Here is a 16865-nt window from a genome sequence, read left to right on the forward strand (position 1 = left end):
AATATAAAGCGATTGTGGAAGCGAATAAAGAAGTGATTAAAGACGAAAATAAAATCTTCCCGGGTCAAAAAATCCGAATTCCAAAAGGCTTATAATTAAGAAGAGCTAAACTTGTGAAAGTTTAGCTCTTTTTATATAAGAGTAGTTGATAAAAAAGCTCTGCATTTGCAGAGCTTTTGAGTAATTGTTATTTACTTTCTACCGCTTGTTTCACTTCTTCAGCTTTCATTTCAGTTACTTCTTTTAACTCTGCTGCTTTTTCAACTACAGCGTTTTTAGCTGCTTCTGCTTTATCTGATGTTGCTTGTGCGGCTTCTTTAGCTGCTGCTTTCAACTCTGTAGCTTTAGCTTCTGTTGCGACTTTAGCCTCCTCTGCTTTTTCAACTACTGCATTTTTTGTGGCTTCTGTTTTATCTGAAACGGTTTGTGCAGCATCTTTAGCTGCTTCTTTTAATTCTTCCATCTTTGCTTCAGCTGCTACTTTTGCTTCAGCTGCTTTCTCAACTACCGCATTTTTAGCGGCTTCGGCTTTGTCTGCCGTTGCTTGTACAGCTTCTTTGGCTGCTTCTTTTACTTCGTCAGTTTTAGCTTCAGTTACTGCTTTAACTTCTGCTGCTTTCTCAACAACAGAATTTTTAGCTTCTTCCGCTTTATTTGCTGTTGCTTGCATAGCATCTTTCGTTGCCTCTTTAACTTCTGTTGCTTTTTCAACAACTGCTTCTTTCACTTCAGTAGCTTTGTTTACTGTTGCTTGAGTTGCTTCTTTTGCTTGATCACACGCTGCAAGCGTCATTGTTGTACCTAACACTAATAAAGATAAAATTGTTTTTTTCATTCCGAGTTCCTTAAATTAAAAAAATAAACAAATACATTTTGCAATGTATTTGCTTAGGCTGATTAAATCATAAAAAGTTCATATTATAAAAAATGCCTATTAATTTTTAATCAATAGGCATTCTAGTTTAGAGTTTTTTACTCAATATTGGTTGAGCGAGGTGCAGATTGCACTTGGCTTACCGCACTAGTGTAACCACCGAAACCCTTACCGTAGAAATAATATTTAGAATTTTGCCACTGATTAATAGCAAAAGAGTCTAAGCTTTCTGTTGGTGGTGCAGCAACAGTCATTTCCGCTTTGGTATGTTCAACACGAGAGAATGTGCCTAAGCGACCGTTAAAACTATAGTTGCTTTCATAGCTTGAAACAGGCACTTCAATAACTTGTTGAGATACTGTTTCAATGGCTGGAGCAGAAGTCGCTTTTGATTGGAATTTACCAACACGCTCATTCTTCTCTTTTACCAAATCACGCTCAGAAGGTTGAGTAACCACACTGCCAAATGGAGCAATATGTTCTTTTACTTCTGATTTTTGAATTTCCGGTTCTAATCCTTTTTCTGCTTTAGGCTTAGCGTGTTCCTCTTGTTTTTCTTTGACTAAATCACGATTAGTCGGCTGAGCAACAAATCCACCTAATGGGCTAACAGAAAGTGTTTTCTTCTCAGCTACTTTTTTCTCTGCTTCAACAGGTTGGGTTTCTTGCTGTTCAAGCATTTGATCAACCGATAAGAATTGTACTTTTTCTTCCGCTTTTGCCGGAGTTGCAAATTGTACCCAAACTTTACCGCTGGCAAGTTCAGGCGAAGCAACTGCTGAGCTCAATGGCATTGCAGAAGTTGCATTACCACGCTGATTCTCACGACGACGCTGATTACCTACACGTAAATGGCGAGGCAAACGGCGTTGGCGGTTGTTATCACGGCTTTCAGAGTTGTTTTCAGCAATAGCTTCTACTGCTACAAGCGGTTGAATATTACTCGCTACGCTCGCTCCTTCGGAGCCGTTGGCTAAGCCAACGTTCAAACACAAGTGTTTGTCATCATTTTTTTGCACATTTTCAACATCATCTAGTTTAACCGCAAGAGTTTCTACTGTTGATGGTATTAAATTTTCACTTACAGCTTCTACTGCCTCAACACGCACTTTTTTGCGTAATTCACGACGTTGGCGGCGTTCTACTTGGTTTTCTCGTTGATTATTGCGGCTTTCCTGTGCATCAGTTACGCCAGCTACTTCTTCAACCACCGCACGACGTTGTTTTTTCTCAGTACGAGTAGCTTTTTCTTCTTGAGACGCTACTTGATTTTGCTGTTGTTTACGCTCTTGATTTTCCGCTTTTGTATTGCGGTTTGGGCGTTCACGACGTTGGCGACGATCACGTTGATTGCGAGATTTCGGTTTCGGTTTTTCTTCCACTTTTTCTTCTGTTGCAAACCAGCCTTTAATCGTTGCCATTAAACGGCTGAATAGAGATGGTTTCGCCGGCTCAACCGGTGTTGGTGCAGGTTGAAGATTTAGCTCGGTGCTTTGTAATACAGATTCAACGGTAATCACAGGCTCATTGCGAGTTACTAAGGCATCATCATTATGGTTATGTGAATGATGGTGTGGTTCTTCCTCGCTACGTGCCTCGTAATGTTTAGTCAAATCATAGCTCAAGGTTGGTGTTACTTCATTTTCACGCAGGCGATACACGCTGAAATGTGGGGTTTCCATACTTTCAGACGGTACAACCACAATTTGAACCTCGTGGCGTTTTTCAATGCTTGAAATTGCTTTACGTTTTTCGTTTAATAAATAAGTTGCAATCTGCACCGGCACAATGGTGTGAACTTGAGCCGTGTTTTCTTTAATCGCCTCTTCTTCTAATAAACGTAAGATTGAAAGGGCAATAGACTCATTATCACGCACTTTACCTGTGCCTTGACAACGAGGACAGATATGCGATGAAGCTTCACTTAATGATGGACTTAAACGTTGGCGGCTCATTTCTAACAAACCGAAACGAGAGATGCGAGCAAACTGAATTCTTGCACGGTCTTGACGTGTTGCTTCACGAATGCGGTTTTCTACCTCACGTTGATGACGAACCGGGGTCATATCGATAAAGTCGATCACAATTAAACCGCCCAAATCACGTAAACGTAATTGGCGAGCAATTTCATCTGCCGCTTCTAAGTTAGTGTTAAGGGCAGTTTCTTCAATATCGCCACCGCGAGTTGAACGTGATGAGTTAATATCAATCGCTGTTAGGGCTTCTGTTACATCAATAACAATTGAGCCGCCTGACGGTAAACGTACTTCACGTTGGAATGCAGATTCAATTTGCGATTCAATTTGATAATGGCTAAATAACGGTACTTCGCCTTCGTATAAACGCACACGGTTGATGAAATCAGGGCGAACCAAACGAATGTGATTTTTCGCCTTTTCGAATACTTTTTTGTTGTCGATTAAGATTTCACCGATATCACGGCGTAGGTAATCACGAATGGCACGTACTATTACATCACTTTCTTGATGGATTAGGAAAGGTGCAGGGCGAGACTCTGCCGCTTTTTTAATGGCGTCCCAATGGTGCAATAGCACTTTTAAGTCCCACTGCAACTCTTCAGGTGATTTTCCCACACCGGCAGTACGTACAATCAAACCGACATCTTCAGGTACATCTAAGCAGTCTAAAGCCTCTTTTAACTCTAAACGCTCATCGCCTTCAATACGGCGGGAAATACCGCCTGCACGCGGATTGTTTGGCATTAAAACTAAGTAACTACCCGCAAGAGAAATGAAAGTGGTTAAGGCTGCACCTTTATTACCACGTTCTTCTTTGCTGACTTGAACGATAACTTCTTGTCCTTCTTGGATAATATCTTTGATATTTGGACGACCGTTAAACACATAGTCTGACGGGAAGTATTCACGGGAAATTTCTTTTAAAGGTAGGAAACCGTGGCGTTCTGCACCGTAATCAACGAATGCTGCTTCAAGGCTTGGTTCAACACGGGTAATTTTACCCTTGTAGATATTAGATTTTTTCTGTTCGTGCCCCGGACTTTCAATATCTAGGTCGAATAAACGCTGCCCATCAACAAGGGCAACACGCAACTCTTCTTTTTGAGTTGCATTGATTAACATTCTTTTCATTGTGTTTTCTCATTATTGTTCATTTTACACGGGCTGTTTGCCCCATTATTCAGGAATGTTTTTATGTCTATCTCACGACTGTCTTAATTCCTAATAAAAGTGTTGATAGTTGTCTTATGTTTACTTTTTCTTGTCTCAAAGAAACTGCAAAATCAATCACTTATGGCTTGCTGAAGATTTTTGCAAGCGGTTATTTTTTGCCAAATTTTTGCAAATTTTCCGTTGCTTTTTACAGGCAAAAATAACAAGGTATTATCGCATTTTACCCCTTTTAAAAGCAAGGTAATTGTAGCCGTTGTTGCGAATTAATTTTATTGAATTTTGTTGTTGAATATAAAAAACACAAGCGGTTAAATTTACAAATTTTTTTGCAAATTTAACCGCTTGTGGGTTATTAAGAAGGGCGAGGGTAAAGTCGGCGAGTGTGAATAATTGTAATAATGAAAATATCTTCTTCAACAATCTCATACACTATTCGATAATTTCGTACAAAAGTTTCTCGTGTGCCGTCATCACGGCAAACTCCGATTGTTGGCATAAAAGCAATAAGTTCAAACTTTTTGAGAATATCCTCATAGAGTTTGATAGCACTCTGCTCATAACCAGTAAACTCAATAACATTTTCTAAAATTTCATCAATGTTACTACGAGCTTTCGGGGTTAATATAAAACTAGCCATAAGCCACATCTCTGTTTTGGCTTAGCTCCATTTCTCGAATTTTCTGCTCTAATCGGCTTTTAATTTGTTGTTTAGCAACATCTAAAGGAATACCTTTCCCAGCTTTGATTTCTTCTCTACCAATACGGATTTGTTCAGCCAGAAATTCATCATATCCTTTCTCTTTAAACATTATTTGCTCCTATTAAAAAACGGACAATTTTAGAGCATTGTCCGCTTTTCATTCTAGTTTGTCAAATCGGTTGCTATTCCTTAAAAACACTTTTAATCTTGTACTTGTTGGTGCTTAAATTTACAAATTTTTTTGCAATTCAACCGCTTGTTAGTTAGATGCCGAGTTGTTCCCAAATCTCATCAACACGTTTTACCACACTTTCATCTTTTTCGATAGGTGTTCCCCATTCACGAGTGGTTTCGCCAGCCCATTTGTTGGTAGCATCAATCCCCATTTTTGAGCCTAAGCCGGCAATTGGCGAGGCAAAATCAAGATAATCAATCGGGGTGTTTTCAATTAATGTAGTATCTCGTGCCGGATCGCAGCGGGTGGTGATCGCCCAAATCACATCTTTCCAATCTCGAGCGTTCACATCATCATCACACACAATTACAAATTTGGTGTACATAAATTGGCGTAAGAATGACCAAACGCCCATCATTACCCGTTTAGCGTGCCCTGCGTATTGCTTTTTCATCGTAACGACTGCCAAACGATAGGAGCAACCTTCCGGTGGCAGATAGAAATCGACAATTTCAGGGAATTGCTTCTGTAAAATTGGAATAAAGACTTCGTTTAACGCTTCGCCTAACACCGCCGGCTCATCAGGTGGTCTGCCTGTGTAGGTACTATGATAAATCGCATCTTTTCGCATTGTGATATGGGTAACGGTAAACACGGGGAAATATTCTTGTTCGTTGTAGTAACCCGTGTGGTCGCCGTAAGGACCTTCTAATGCGGTTTCCTCTAAATCAATGTAGCCTTCAAGTACAATTTCTGCACTTGCCGGCACTTCTAAATCATTTGAAATCGATTTTACCACTTCCGTTTTATTACCACGTAAAAGCCCGGCGAATGCGTATTCCGAGAGTGTATCGGGAATTGGCGTAACGGCGGCTAAAATCGTTGCAGGATCTGCCCCAATGGCAACTGAAACAGGGAATGGTTTATCGGGGTTTTCGGCTTTCCACTCTTGGAAATCTAACGCCCCGCCACGATGCGAGAGCCAACGCATAATGAGCTTGTTTTTGCCGATTAATTGTTGGCGATAAATCCCTAGATTTTGGCGTTTTTTGTACGGACCTTGCGTAATCGTCAGCCCCCAAGTAACGAGTGGGGCAATATCGCCTTTCCAGCAGTGCATAATAGGCAACTTAGTGAGATCGACCTCATCGCCCGAAATGACCACTTGCTGGCATTCTGCTCGACTTAACACTTTCGGCGGCATATTAAGAATTTGCTTCCATTGCGGCAGCTGCCCGATTAAATCCTTGAAACCTTTTGGCGGCTCAGGCTCTTTTAAAAAGGCGAGTAGCTTGCCAAGTTCTCGCAAGGCTTTGGTATCTTCCTGCCCCATTCCCATCGCCACTCGTTTTGGTGTGCCGAATAAATTGCATAGTACAGGAATTTGGCTACCCTTAGGGTTTTCAAACAACAATGCCGGTCCACCTTTTCTTAAGGTTCTATCGGCAATTTCCGTCATTTCTAAATAAGGGTCGATTTCTTGTTTAATACGAACTAACTCGCCTTGTGCTTCAAGTAAATCAAGAAATTCTCGTAAATTTTTATATTTCATAGCGGTCATATTTCTGAAGTTTTTTGCAAGTATATAGAAAAATGCGGATGAAAAATACCCATAAAAAATTTATAGAAATTTTATTTGGTTTTGCTAGAATACATTGGTTTCAAATTTATAAAAGGAGATTTTATGTTTAAGAAAACATTGATTGGCTTAGCGGTTTTAGGGGCGGGAGTTGCTCAAGCGGATGTATTAACCAGCATCAAACCGTTGGGCTTTATCGCCAATGCGATTACTGATGGCGTTACTGAAACCAAAGTATTATTACCGGTAACCGCTTCTCCACACGATTACAGCTTGAAACCGTCAGATGTATCGCAGTTACAATCTGCTCAATTAGTGGTTTGGGTGGGCGATGGTTTAGAAAGTTTCCTCGAAAAAAGCATCGAAAAACTGCCGAAAGAGAAGGTATTAACCCTTGAGAATGTCGAAGCGATTGAAGAGTTGGTAGAAAAAGCGAGCGATAAAAAAGAAGATGCTCACGACCACGATCATAAGCAAGATCACAAGCATTCACACGATCATAAACACGAACATAAAGGGCATAGCCATAAGCACGATGATCATCACGGTCATAGCCACGATGAAGACTGGCATATTTGGTTATCAAGTGAAGCAAGTGAGTTAGCGGCGGAACAAATTGCTGCACGCTTAAGTGAACAATTACCGGAACAAAAAGCCAAAATTGCAGAAAATCTTGCAAAATTCAAAGCAAATTTAACCGCTAAAAAAGCAGAAATTGCGAAGCAATTAGAGCCGGTGAAAGCCAAAGGCTATTACACTTTCCACGATGCTTACGGTTATTTTGAAAGAGAGTATGGTTTAAATTCATTAGGTTCATTTACCATTAACCCAACGGTTGCACCGGGTGCGAAAACACTTGCCGCAATCAAGAAAAATATTGCTAAAAACAAAGCACAATGTTTATTTGCTGAGCCACAATTTACCCCGAAAGTAATTGAGACTTTAGCTAAAGAAACGAACGTAAATGTAGGGCAATTAGACCCACTAGGTGCGAAAGTTCAACTCAGTGCAACTGCTTATCCTGAGTTTTTACAGGCACTAGCTAACGAATTTAGCCAATGTTTATCAAAGTAAGATAAAAAATAACCCCATTTAAGTGAATTAAATGGGGTTTGTTTTATTCTTCTTTCACGATAATTTTCTTACCATTAGTAAAATCAATCTGCTTGGCAACAGTAATATGACCAATTGGGGTTTCAAGTGAAGCGAATAGCGGTCTAACGCTTTCAGGTATTTTATCTAATAATAAGGTAAGCGTAACGGTTTCTTTTTGCTTCGGCTCTAATGCTTGTTCAAATACTGGTGTGATATTTTCTTGAAGAAAGAAAATTTGCTCATTTACCGTAAATGCAGAAGCCCAGTGTAAACCTTTAATCTTGCTTCTACCTTTATTTGTTACTTCATAAACGAATATTGCAACAGGTTGGTTATCTTGTACAGCATTGATTCGCTGCATTAGATTGATAGTTACATTTTTATTAAACGAATCAAGCCCTTGCACTTGCGGAGTTTTAGATGTTGCTTTTTTACTTGTATTGGCTTGAGATTTATCATTAGCCAATTTTTTTGTATTGGCTGTAGAATTTTTTTTGTTTGCTTCCGTTTTTTTAGTATTTGTAGTATTTGCTTTTTGAGTTGTTGTGTTCTTTGTATTCATTGATTTTGTTGGCTCCGCCGCTTGTACATTAAATGCTAACAATGAAATCAAAGGCAGTGCCAACAGAAGTTTCTTAATAGACATAATATTCCTCTAGTAATTTAATTTGCAAAATTGAGTAAAAATTTGACCGCTTGCAATCAGTAAAATTTACCCGTTAGGCTTTTTTCAAAAATTCAGATTTCAGCATAATTTTGCCACAATCTACATTGTGATCGCCTTTTGCTAAACGAATCCCTTTGAATTTAGTGCCTTTTTTCAAGACTTCTGATGATCCTTTTAATTTCAAATCTTTGATTAATAGTACATCATCACCATCCGATAATAAATTACCATTACTGTCTTTTACAATTAAGACATCTTCGTCTTGACTGGTCTCTTCACCATTCCATTCGTAGGCACAATCAGGGCAAACAAATTGAATAGAATCGTGATAAGTATTTTCGCCTTTGCATTCAGGGCATACAGGGTATGTCATAATATTTTCTTCTCATTGGTTTATGTTAAAAATGGCATTATATAATAAAAAGCAATAAAAAGATAAATGAACAATTTTTAACAATTGTAAAGAAAAGTCAGTTAGAATAAGAACAGATTAAAGCAAAAGGAGGCAACTATGATAGTCGATCCAAATTATCAACAAGAATTAGAAAAATATGAAAATCCTGTGCCGAGCCGAGAGTTTATTTTAAATACTATTCGTGAACATAACGCACCGATGAGTCGTGATGAGTTGCTCGAAGCATTTCACATTTATGATGAAGAACGAATGGAGGGTGTTCGCCGCCGTTTACGGGCAATGGAAAATGACGGCGAGTTAGTGTTTACTAAAGGTAAACGTTATGCCTTGCCTGAAAAGATGGATTTATTGAAAGGGACAGTGATTGGTCATCGTGATGGCTATGGTTTCCTACAAGTAGAGGGGCACGAAAAACTCACGACTAAAAGTGAGGATTGGTTTATCCCTAATGCTCAAATGGTAAAAGTAATGCACGGTGATTTTGTACTGGCACAGCCGAACGGCACAGATAGAAGAGGTCGTAAAGAAGTGCGTATCGTGCGTGTGCTGGAAGCCCGTAAAAAGCAGATTGTTGGGCGATTCTTCCTGGAAAGTGGTATCGGTTTCGTTGTGCCTGACGATAGCCGTATCAATCAAGATATTCTAATCCCTGATGAGCATCGTATGGGAGCAAGAATGGGTCAGGTTGTTGTGGTGGAATTGCAAGAACGCAAAGCCGGTTTTAACCGCCCGGTGGGTTTTATTACGGAGATTTTAGGCGATAATTTAGCACCGGGTATGGAAATCGAAATTGCATTACGCAATCACGATATTCCACACGTTTGGTCAGAAGGGGTAGAAAAGCAAATTCGTCAATTTACTAGCGAAGAAGTGCCGGAAGAAGCGAAGCAGGGGCGTATTGATTTACGTGATTTACCGCTCATTACTATTGATGGCGAAGATGCTCGTGATTTTGACGATGCGGTTTTTGCCAAAAAAGAAGGTAACGGCTGGCGTTTATGGGTAGCAATTGCTGATGTAAGCTATTACGTTCGCCCGAAAACGGCGTTAGATTTGGAAGCACTTAATCGAGGTAACTCGGTTTATTTCCCGAATCGAGTGATTCCAATGCTACCCGAAGTTCTTTCAAATGGCTTGTGTTCATTAAATCCACAGGTTGATCGTCTCTGTTTAGTGGCGGAAATGTCGGTTTCCAACAAAGGGGAACTGGTCGATTACAAATTCTATGAAGCAGTAATGAATTCACACGCTCGCCTGACCTATACCAAAGTTTGGAAAATGTTAGAAGGCGATGAAATTTTGCGTGAGCGTTATGCACCATTAGTGCCACATATTGAAGAGCTTTATGCGATGTTCCAAACTTTAATGAAAGCTCGTCAAAAGCGAGGGGCAATTGAGTTTGAAACCATTGAAAATCAATTTATTTTCAATCCACAAGGGAGAATTGAACGTATTGAGCCGCTTATCCGCAATGAGGCACACAAACTGATTGAAGAGTGTATGATTTTGGCAAATATTGCGGCAGCTCGCTTTGTGGAACAAGCAAATGAGCCGGCACTTTACCGAATTCACGATAAACCAAGTGAAGAAAAATTACTCAGTTTTAAATCATTTGTGCGTGAATGTGGTTTAACGTGGGAGGTTGGGCTTGATCCACAACCTAAAGATTACGGCGTATTATTAAACCAAATTGCCGAACGTGCCGATAAAGAGCTTATTCAAACAATGTTACTTCGTTCTCTTAAACAAGCCGTTTATGAGGCGGATAACATCGGACATTTTGGCTTAGCATTAACCGAATATGCTCACTTTACCTCGCCAATTCGCCGTTATCCTGATTTGTTATTGCACCGTGCGATTAAATATTTAATCGAAAAAGGCAAGGGCAATACACGTCATTATACCGATGGCGGTGGTTATCACTACAAGTTAGATGATATGGACGCATTTGGCGATAAATGTTCTGCTACCGAACGCCGAGCAGATGAAGCGACCCGTGATGTGGCAGATTGGCTGAAATGTGAGTTTATGCAGGATCATATCGGCGAAGAGTTTGATGGTGTGATTTCAAGCGTAACAGGCTTTGGTTTATTTGTGAAACTTAATGAGCTATTTATTGATGGTTTGGTTCATATTTCAACTTTAGTTAATGACTACTACCATTATGATGCAGACAGACAACGTTTAGTGGGCGAAAGTGGCATTATTTACCGTTTAGGTGATGTGGTTCGAGTAAAAGTGATCAACGTGAATTTAGATGAAAAGAAAATTGACTTTGAGTTGCTAACTGAACATAAAACGACAGGTAAAACGGCGAGAAAAAAGGCAAAAGCCGCAGCGAAACCTGTTTTCAAAGAACCAAAAACCGTAAAAAAAGCGAAGAAAACTACAGAGAAAAAACCGGTAAAATCTGCAAAAAAACGGACAAAAACGACCGCTAGTAAGTCAAAGAAGAAATAGAAAATGGATTATAAAAAACAGATTTTGTGTAGCATTTTGTTTGCAGTTGTTATCGCAATAATCAGCTACTTCGTTTTTAGCTATATTCCCTTTGATTGTAATGATTTGACTAAACTCAATGACTACCAACGTTTAGAATGCCGTACCGCAGAAGTGCTGGGTATTTATTACTGGCTACCTCACACCACAACCTTGTTTTTCGGGGCTATTCTGTTTTATTGGGCTGTTTATGGTCTGGTATCGTTAGTGCAATCCGTGTTAAAACGCTAACAAGCGGTTAAATTTGAGCAAACATTTGCAAATATTGAAAGACCTATCTTTTTAGATAGGTCTTTTTATTTTGTAAATAAATGAAAACTCCTTGATAGATGTATCGCGAATAGATAAAATCCCCTAATTAAGTGGGAAAAAGTGGTGGATTGTGGATCTTTTTCTTAAATTTAACATTATTTAACTAAGGCGAAGAATCAAAATGTTTCGTGGTGCAAGTTCAATCAGCATTGATAGTAAAGGGCGGATCGCTATCCCGACCCGCTACCGTACAGAACTTCTCGAAAAACATCACGGAATTTTAGTTTGCACAGTCGATATTCGTCAGCCTTGTTTGCTACTTTACCCTTTGCACGAATGGGAAATTGTTGAGCAGAAATTACTGGCATTATCAAATTTTGACCCCGTTCAACGCCGTATTCAGCGTGTAATGCAAGGCTTTGCAACCGAATGTGAAATGGACTCGGCAGGTCGTATTTTACTTAGCCCTACACTTCGCCAACACGCTCAATTAGATCAACAGATTATGTTGGTTGGGCAATTAAACAAATTTGAAATCTGGCAAGATAAACAATGGCAAGCCCAAATTGCTGAAGATCTTGCATTTGGTGGTTCAGCAGAAATGTTGGATTGCGATGCCTTAAAAAATTTATCGCTATAGTAATTGGAAAGAAAAATGAGCGAAACACCGAAACACATTACAGTATTATTGCACGAAGCTGTTGATGGCTTAGCAATTAAGCCTAACGGTATCTATATTGATGGTACTTTTGGGCGTGGTGGACATTCTCGCTTAATTTTATCCAAATTAGGCGAAAATGGACGCCTGATTGCAACAGATCGTGATCCTCGAGCGATCGCAGAAGCTCAAACCATTAACGATCCACGTTTTCAGATTGAACACACTGCTTTTTCTGTCATTCCTGAAATTTGTGAACGAATGGGATTGGTTGGCAAAATTGACGGCATTTTACTTGATTTGGGCGTTTCTTCCCCACAACTTGATGAAGCTGAAAGAGGCTTCAGTTTTATGCGTGATGGACCGCTTGATATGCGTATGGATACCACCAAAGGATTATCAGCCTCAGAGTGGTTAGCTCAAGTATCTGTTGAAGATTTAGCTTGGGTGCTTAAAGAATTTGGCGAAGAACGCTTTGCAAAACGCATTGCACAAGCGATCGTTTCTTACAATAAATCTGCAAGTGAGAAAATTTCTCGCACGTTACAACTCGCCCAAATTATTAGCGATGCAGTGCCGTTTAAAGATAAGCATAAACACCCGGCAACTCGTTCTTTCCAAGCAATTAGAATTTTTATTAACAGCGAATTAGATGAACTGGAAAAAGCTCTCAATTCCGCATTAACCGTATTAGCTCCAGAAGGGCGTTTGTCTATTATTAGCTTCCACTCACTTGAAGACAGAATGGTCAAGCAGTTTATGCGTAAACATAGCAAAGGTATGGACGTACCTCGTGGTTTGCCTATTTTGGAAGCTGAATTGAATAAAAATATTCCCCTTAAAACCATTGGAAAAGCGATTATGCCAAGTGAAGCAGAGATTGAAGCAAATGCTCGCTCACGTAGTGCGGTGCTCCGAATTGCAGAAAAACGCTAGTAACGTTAAGTAAATGAAAGGAATGAAAATGGCTAACGAACGCTATCCGTTACACCAAATTATTATTGACGATATTTTTAGTCATAACAAAGTTGCGATTTTACTGCTAATTGGAGTGGTTATTTCAGCGGTTGCAACAATTTGGGTAACGCACCAAACCCGTTTGTCTGTTAGTGAACAAGGGCAATTAATTTCCGCTAATCAGAAGCTGGAGAGCCAATATACCAATTTGTTATTGGAAGAAAATAGCCGTAGTGGAAGAGCGAGAGTTGATGCCGCTGCAGAATCTTTCGGTTTACAGCCAATTAAAAAAGAACAAGAAATAATTTTAGTTGAATAGAAAATGGTCAAGTCAGTTAAAGTAAAACCTAAACAAAAAGCCCCAATTGCAGAGCCACCAAAAGTAGAAGGTAAAAAATTACCTAGTTTTTTACCGAAACGCTTCTGGGTGGTGGCACTCTTAATGGTGGTAATGGTAGTAGGGCTATTGGCTCAAGCTGCTTATATTCAACTTGTTGATTCTGAACGATTAATTAAAGAAGCAAATAACCGCTCGCTTCGTACTAAAGAATTACAATTCACGCGTGGGCGGATTTTAGATCGCAATGGGCGTTTCCTTTCCATTAGTGTTCCAATGTATTCTTTAACACTTGATCCAAGAGAATATTTCGATACTAAGCTAAGACGTTCCAACGAAAGCTGGCGAGCGTTGGCTATTGAAATGGAAACGTCAAAAAGTAAGATTGAAGCCAGTGTGAATAAATTTATTGAGAAAAAGAATATCTCAAAAGAGAAAGTAGATTTTGACCCTCGCTCTATTTTAAACACCAAAAGTGAAGGTTATTGGACACAACTCGCACAAGTTACAGGCTTGGATTACAACACGTTAATAGAGAAAGTGAGAAATAATCCAAGTTCTGTTTTTGTTCGTTTAGATCAGGAACACTGGGAACTAGAACGCCGAAAATTCCAAGCACTAAGCAAAGAAATCGGGCGGTCTTATAATGACATAATGGACGAGCTTTACAGCAAAAATCGCCAACGTTTTGTCTATTTGTCTCGCCATCAATCAGAAGCGATTAGTGAGTATGCGAAAGAACTTGATATTGATGCGTTAGTGATTAAAGGTGAATCTCGCCGTTTTTATCCATTATCAGAAGAAGCTTCGCAACTTATTGGCTTTACCGATAAAGACGATATGAATGGCTCGGAAGGCTTAGAGCGTAGTTTTAACTCTTTGCTGATTGGTAAAAACGGTAAACAAATAATCCGTAAAGATGCTAAAGGCAATATTGTTGAGAATATTCGTTCGGAAAAACAATACGATCCGCAAGATGTAATGCTCAGTATTGATGAAGAGTTGCAATCTATGGTGTACCGTGAAATCAAAAAAGCGGTGCAGGAAAATAATGCAGAATCAGGCACGGCAGTATTAGTTGATGTTCAAACAGGCGAAGTATTGGCAATGGCAAATGCACCGTCATTTAATCCAAACAAACGTGATAGCTTTAAACCGGAGCTTATGCGTAACCGTGCGATTACCGATACTTTTGAGCCGGGTTCAACAGTAAAACCTTTTACTGTATTAACCGCCTTGCATAATAAAGTAACTTATAAAGATGAAGTTATCGGCACAAGACCTATTGTAATAAATGGACATACCATTAAAGACGTTGCCCCAAGAGATAGCTTGACTATTACAGGTATTTTACAAAAATCCAGTAACATTGGCGTAAGTAAATTAGCCTTAAGAATGCCAGCTAATGCGTTAGTGGATACTTACACTAAAGTGGGTTTCGGTAAAGATACAGGTTTAGGTTTAGGCGAACAACGAGGTACAAACGGAGACCGTAAACGCTGGGCAGATATTGAACGAGCAACACTTTCTTATGGTTACGGTTTGAATGTTACGCCACTTCAGCTTGCTCGAGCTTATGCAACCTTAGGCAGCTTCGGGATTTATCGCCCACTTTCTATTACCAAAGTAGATCCTCCTGTCATTGGTGAGCGAGTTCTACCTGAAAAAACCACCCGTGAAGTTGTTCATATGATGGAAAGCGTTGCTGCAAAAGGCGAAGGTGGACACCGTGCAGCGGTTGATGGCTACCGTGTCGCAATCAAAACAGGTACTGCTCGTAAGTTAGAAAACGGTAAATATGTGGAGAAATATATCGCTTATACTGCAGGGCTTGCCCCAGCAAGCGATCCGCGTTTTGCTTTAGTAGTACTCATTAATGAGCCGAAAGCAGGTAACTATTATGGTGGTTTTGTATCAGCCCCGCTATTCTCTCGTATTATGGGCTATACGCTAAAACAACGTAATATTAAGCCGGATAATTTAACGTCAGACACACAAAGTGCCGTGCGTGAAATCAAATTAGAACGTAGTATCAATTAAGGTCAGCTATGAAACGTTTACTTCCTTTTCTCACAGAGCTTGATGCTTGGGTTGAAGAACTCACCGAGCTAAAGCAAATGACGTTAGACAGCCGTCAAGTTCAACAAGGCGACTTATTTATTGCTCTTAAAGGTCATCAAGTTGATGGTAGAAAATTTATCCCAAACGCTATTGAGAAAGGGGCAAAAATTATTTTAGCTGAAGCGGAAGAAGATCAAATTGAAGTTGAGCTTGATCCACAATTTGCAAAATTTAACTTAGATCGTACCGCTTGTTGTAAAGTCATTTCTGTGCCTCAATTACCAAAATTGCTGTCTGCTATCGCAGGGGCGTTTTACGATAATCCATCACAAAAATTAGTGTTAGCAGGCATTACCGGCACAAACGGCAAAACGACGACCGCTCAACTGTTGGCTCAATGGCATAACTTATTAGGCGGAAAATCAGCGGTAATGGGAACAATCGGCAACGGCTTATATGGCAAGGTACAAGAAGCAGTAAACACTACCGGCTCAGCCATTGAAATTCAACGTAACCTTGCTGATTTTGTGAAACTGGGTGCAGATTTTTGTGCGATGGAAGTCAGCTCTCACGGTTTAGCTCAATTTAGAGCAGAAGCTTTGGAGTTTGATTTAGCGATATTCACTAACTTAAGCCGCGATCATCTTGATTACCACAACACAATGGAAGAATATGCAGAAGCGAAATTCCGCTTGTTTAGTGAACTTAATACGAAAGCTCAAGTAATTAACGCCGATGATGACATTGGTTCTGAATGGCTTAGCAAGTTACCAAATGCAGTGGCAGTAAGTACTCGCCCGGATTTCAGCACTAACCATAAATTTATAAAAGCGACTGCCGTGAAATTTACGCTACAAGGTGCAACCATTCAATTTGAATCAAGCTGGGGAAATGGTGAATTACGCAGTAGTTTAATCGGGGCTTTTAACGTAAGTAATATTTTAACAGCCTTTGCTGGCTTGCTTGCATTAGGTTTTGATATTCAAACACTCATCAAAACAGCTCCGCAATTAGTTGGTGTGGCTGGCAGAATGGAATGTATCACAAGCCCAAATAAACCAATGGTGATTGTGGACTACGCCCATACACCTGATGCATTAGAAAAAGCACTACAAGCCGCTCGTCTACATTGCGAAGGTGAACTTTGGTGCATTTTCGGCTGTGGCGGAGACCGTGATACGGGCAAACGCCCATTAATGGCAAAAATTGCCGAGCAATTAGCAGATAAAGTGATCGCAACCGATGATAACCCTAGAACCGAAGATAACCAAAAAATTATGGCGGATATCTTCAAAGGTTTTGAAAACCAATCTGCGGTACAAGTGATCCACAACCGTGAGCAAGCGATTAAAACTGCCATTGAGCAAGCAAAATCTATCGATGTGATTTTAATTGCCGGCAAAGGGCACGAGGATTATCAGATTATTGGGACGGAGAAGTTGCA

Annotated in this window: 16 protein-coding genes; 9 read left to right on the plus strand and 7 right to left on the minus strand. The window is 39.9% G+C overall.

Features of this window, described 5'->3' with window-relative positions; all coding sequences use genetic code 11:
- The coding region (locus ACJHV0_RS07525) for a LysM peptidoglycan-binding domain-containing protein (RefSeq protein ID WP_483133812.1) at positions 1-95 on the plus strand (95 nt) is incomplete at its 5' end.
- 92 nt (positions 96-187) lie between these two features.
- On the opposite strand, the gene ACJHV0_RS07530 is transcribed toward ACJHV0_RS07525, so the two are convergent.
- From ACJHV0_RS07530 to ubiD, 5 genes are all read right to left on the minus strand, one after another.
- Positions 188-835 (minus strand): hypothetical protein, encoded by a 648-nt coding sequence (locus ACJHV0_RS07530; protein WP_334234428.1) that lies wholly within the window; start codon positions 833-835, stop codon positions 188-190.
- Positions 836-972: 137 nt separating this feature from the next.
- A complete protein-coding gene (gene rne / locus ACJHV0_RS07535) occupies positions 973-3984 on the minus strand; it encodes a ribonuclease E (RefSeq protein ID WP_483133809.1) in 3012 nt (1003 codons plus the stop codon).
- Positions 3985-4378: 394 nt separating this feature from the next.
- The gene (locus ACJHV0_RS07540) at positions 4379-4663 is read right to left on the minus strand and encodes a type II toxin-antitoxin system RelE/ParE family toxin (RefSeq protein WP_283386375.1); all 285 of its coding nucleotides are present in this window, start codon (positions 4661-4663) and stop codon (positions 4379-4381) included.
- A complete protein-coding gene (locus ACJHV0_RS07545; RefSeq protein WP_283386374.1) occupies positions 4656-4835 on the minus strand; it encodes a hypothetical protein in 180 nt (59 codons plus the stop codon). Before ACJHV0_RS07545 ends, ACJHV0_RS07540 begins: the two co-directional genes overlap by 8 nt.
- 154 nt (positions 4836-4989) lie before the next feature.
- Complete coding sequence (ubiD, locus tag ACJHV0_RS07550; RefSeq protein WP_334253483.1) at positions 4990-6453, minus strand: 4-hydroxy-3-polyprenylbenzoate decarboxylase; 1464 nt, start codon at positions 6451-6453, stop codon at positions 4990-4992.
- A 132-nt stretch (positions 6454-6585) separates the two neighbouring features.
- On the opposite strand from ubiD, the gene znuA reads away from it, so the two are divergent.
- Positions 6586-7554 carry a zinc ABC transporter substrate-binding protein ZnuA gene (znuA, locus tag ACJHV0_RS07555; RefSeq protein WP_334256740.1) on the plus strand — a complete coding sequence of 323 codons (969 nt, stop codon included), beginning with the start codon at positions 6586-6588 and terminating at the stop codon, positions 7552-7554.
- A 43-nt stretch (positions 7555-7597) separates the two neighbouring features.
- Here the strand turns inward: znuA and ACJHV0_RS07560 are convergent, their stop codons facing one another.
- Both ACJHV0_RS07560 and ACJHV0_RS07565 read right to left on the minus strand, forming a co-directional pair.
- Positions 7598-8221: a hypothetical protein gene (locus tag ACJHV0_RS07560; RefSeq protein WP_283386372.1), complete on the minus strand. Its 624-nt coding sequence runs from the start codon at positions 8219-8221 to the stop codon at positions 7598-7600.
- Between the two features lie 73 nt (positions 8222-8294).
- Complete coding sequence (locus ACJHV0_RS07565) at positions 8295-8615, minus strand: zinc ribbon domain-containing protein YjdM (RefSeq protein ID WP_283386371.1); 321 nt, start codon at positions 8613-8615, stop codon at positions 8295-8297.
- A 138-nt stretch (positions 8616-8753) separates the two neighbouring features.
- On the opposite strand from ACJHV0_RS07565, the gene rnr reads away from it, so the two are divergent.
- The 7 genes from rnr to murE form a co-directional block, all read left to right on the plus strand.
- Positions 8754-11117 (plus strand): ribonuclease R, encoded by a 2364-nt coding sequence (rnr, locus tag ACJHV0_RS07570; RefSeq protein ID WP_483133810.1) that lies wholly within the window; start codon positions 8754-8756, stop codon positions 11115-11117.
- Positions 11118-11120: 3 nt separating this feature from the next.
- Positions 11121-11387 (plus strand): hypothetical protein, encoded by a 267-nt coding sequence (locus tag ACJHV0_RS07575; protein ID WP_334256743.1) that lies wholly within the window; start codon positions 11121-11123, stop codon positions 11385-11387.
- 202 nt (positions 11388-11589) lie between these two features.
- A complete protein-coding gene (gene mraZ, locus ACJHV0_RS07580) occupies positions 11590-12048 on the plus strand; it encodes a division/cell wall cluster transcriptional repressor MraZ (RefSeq protein WP_463626324.1) in 459 nt (152 codons plus the stop codon).
- 15 nt (positions 12049-12063) lie between these two features.
- The gene (rsmH, locus tag ACJHV0_RS07585) at positions 12064-13002 is read left to right on the plus strand and encodes a 16S rRNA (cytosine(1402)-N(4))-methyltransferase RsmH (RefSeq protein WP_463626322.1); all 939 of its coding nucleotides are present in this window, start codon (positions 12064-12066) and stop codon (positions 13000-13002) included.
- 28 nt (positions 13003-13030) lie between these two features.
- Entirely contained in the window at positions 13031-13342 is a 312-nt protein-coding gene (ftsL, locus tag ACJHV0_RS07590) for a cell division protein FtsL (protein ID WP_025235332.1), read from the plus strand.
- A 3-nt stretch (positions 13343-13345) separates the two neighbouring features.
- Positions 13346-15400: a penicillin-binding transpeptidase domain-containing protein gene (locus ACJHV0_RS07595; RefSeq protein WP_025235333.1), complete on the plus strand. Its 2055-nt coding sequence runs from the start codon at positions 13346-13348 to the stop codon at positions 15398-15400.
- An 8-nt stretch (positions 15401-15408) separates the two neighbouring features.
- A partial coding sequence (gene murE, locus ACJHV0_RS07600) for a UDP-N-acetylmuramoyl-L-alanyl-D-glutamate--2,6-diaminopimelate ligase (RefSeq protein WP_483133811.1) occupies positions 15409-16865 on the plus strand: 1457 nt, incomplete at its 3' end.

It is taken from the genome of Mannheimia sp., from assembly GCF_056854775.1.

Excerpts from the sequence above, each read along its gene's own strand:
- ACJHV0_RS07530 (WP_334234428.1), bottom strand. The coding sequence starts at position 835 with ATGAAAAAAACAATTTTATCTTTATTAGTGTTAGGTACAACAATGACG.
- rne (WP_483133809.1), bottom strand. The coding sequence starts at position 3,984 with ATGAAAAGAATGTTAATCAATGCAACTCAAAAAGAAGAGTTGCGTGTT.
- ACJHV0_RS07540 (WP_283386375.1), bottom strand. The coding sequence starts at position 4,663 with ATGGCTAGTTTTATATTAACCCCGAAAGCTCGTAGTAACATTGATGAA.
- ACJHV0_RS07545 (WP_283386374.1), bottom strand. The coding sequence starts at position 4,835 with ATGTTTAAAGAGAAAGGATATGATGAATTTCTGGCTGAACAAATCCGT.
- ubiD (WP_334253483.1), bottom strand. The coding sequence starts at position 6,453 with ATGAAATATAAAAATTTACGAGAATTTCTTGATTTACTTGAAGCACAA.
- znuA (WP_334256740.1), top strand. The coding sequence starts at position 6,586 with ATGTTTAAGAAAACATTGATTGGCTTAGCGGTTTTAGGGGCGGGAGTT.
- ACJHV0_RS07560 (WP_283386372.1), bottom strand. The coding sequence starts at position 8,221 with ATGTCTATTAAGAAACTTCTGTTGGCACTGCCTTTGATTTCATTGTTA.
- ACJHV0_RS07565 (WP_283386371.1), bottom strand. The coding sequence starts at position 8,615 with ATGACATACCCTGTATGCCCTGAATGCAAAGGCGAAAATACTTATCAC.
- rnr (WP_483133810.1), top strand. The coding sequence starts at position 8,754 with ATGATAGTCGATCCAAATTATCAACAAGAATTAGAAAAATATGAAAAT.
- ACJHV0_RS07575 (WP_334256743.1), top strand. The coding sequence starts at position 11,121 with ATGGATTATAAAAAACAGATTTTGTGTAGCATTTTGTTTGCAGTTGTT.
- mraZ (WP_463626324.1), top strand. The coding sequence starts at position 11,590 with ATGTTTCGTGGTGCAAGTTCAATCAGCATTGATAGTAAAGGGCGGATC.
- rsmH (WP_463626322.1), top strand. The coding sequence starts at position 12,064 with ATGAGCGAAACACCGAAACACATTACAGTATTATTGCACGAAGCTGTT.
- ftsL (WP_025235332.1), top strand. The coding sequence starts at position 13,031 with ATGGCTAACGAACGCTATCCGTTACACCAAATTATTATTGACGATATT.
- ACJHV0_RS07595 (WP_025235333.1), top strand. The coding sequence starts at position 13,346 with ATGGTCAAGTCAGTTAAAGTAAAACCTAAACAAAAAGCCCCAATTGCA.